General features: G+C 55.0%; 2 protein-coding genes. One reads left to right on the top strand and one right to left on the bottom strand.

Going from position 1 to position 1,274, the window contains the following annotated elements; translation table 11 throughout:
* The first annotated feature begins 159 nt into the window (after positions 1 to 159).
* On the top strand, positions 160 to 393 hold the full coding sequence (locus AB4043_RS25935; RefSeq protein WP_442300303.1) for a hypothetical protein: 234 nt from the start codon (positions 160 to 162) through the stop codon (positions 391 to 393).
* Between the two features lie 48 nt (positions 394 to 441).
* Here the strand turns inward: AB4043_RS25935 and AB4043_RS25940 are convergent, their stop codons facing one another.
* Positions 442 to 912, bottom strand: coding sequence for a hypothetical protein (locus tag AB4043_RS25940; RefSeq protein ID WP_442300302.1), 471 nt, complete (start codon positions 910 to 912; stop codon positions 442 to 444).
* Positions 913 to 1,274: the final 362 nt, after the last annotated feature.

Here is a 1,274-nt window from a genome sequence, read left to right on the forward strand (position 1 = left end):
ACCGCGGCCTCAGGCGCGCCACCGCCCAAGGTCTCTCATGAATATGGTCCTGCTGAAGAAGAGGTGACTGTCTCCACGAACGACGTCGGCGGCATCACACTGCAGGTACCGGAAAAGCAGACAACGTTGTCCTTCGGGCATTGATGTGGGCCATTCCTTGTGGAAACCGCTTCAGGCGGCCAGAAGTCCTTTTTTATTTCCAGGCGCTCTGACTTCGACCTGGCTGTGAAATTCACCACTCTCGATACCGTGGAGCATTGCCGTGACAGTACCGCCGAATGGAGTTCCGTCGACGTGAATATGCCGGGCGCCTCGACAGACGGTCTGGCAGAGAGCAAAACGATTCGGAATTCGATCGAGAGCACGGTAGACCTGGAAGGAGCGCATATCTGAATCCTTTCGAACGCCGTTGCAGAGTGAGGCGTTTTGCTACTGTAGGTTTCAGGCGATCGCAATTGATTGGAGAGACGCGATCCTCTGCTTGTCGTGACGGCCTGGATCGATCTGGAGCTCGATCACGGTTACATCCACCAACTCCACGGAATAGTCTTCGATTTCCTGTGTAGTGCCTCCAGGGCTGAAGGTCCACTGTTGGCGTAATACTTCTCTGCGAGCCTGATTCGCGGACGTAGCATACAGCGCGAACTCCTGAGCTCTCTCTGGTCCATCCTCACGGAACTCCAACCGTATGCGGCGAATTGAGAGAGGCTTGTCGAATGTCAGGCGGATTACCTGGGGACCAGGCGTTGCTGCTCTCCATCCACCCTGTTCTGTTCCTTGCAAAGCATCTTCGAACGGATACCGAGGATCTTCCGAGGAGATCTCGACGCTCGCGAGCTCCTCCAGGTTGAGCCAATGATCGGAGGATGGGATTACTTGATCGACATCCGGCGATAGGATCGATTTCCGCATAGAGTGATCTCCATGTTTCTGATGTAGAGTCGCCTGCTGAATGGCATTCTGAACGCAAGCAAAGCCGGGTGCGGTGGCTGATATTACGTGCCGCACTTCCTTGGATGCATGTCCATTGTCTTGCGGATGTGAAGCACTATCAGCAAGCAGCTGTGAGTGATGATGTAGCCCTGGGCGGTGCAGCTTCAGGGTATGAGCCGCTCGCTGTTCGGTTAGGCGATATTGGCGCTTTCCGGTGCCATACGAAATGAGCGAGGAAGGTCGGAAGGTTGGAACTCGATACCATCCTCCACAAGCTTCTGCGCAGTCCGTGCCAAAGTTGCTCGTTTTGTCTCCATCTTGCCGATCGCGGTGTCACGTTC

Source organism: Terriglobus sp. YAF25, from assembly GCF_052113305.1.
Classification (GTDB): domain Bacteria; phylum Acidobacteriota; class Terriglobia; order Terriglobales; family Acidobacteriaceae; genus Terriglobus.

Bases quoted from the DNA above. Each gene is read 5' to 3' on its own strand.
- AB4043_RS25940 (WP_442300302.1), bottom strand. From the start codon at position 912: ATGCGGAAATCGATCCTATCGCCGGATGTCGATCAAGTAATCCCATCC.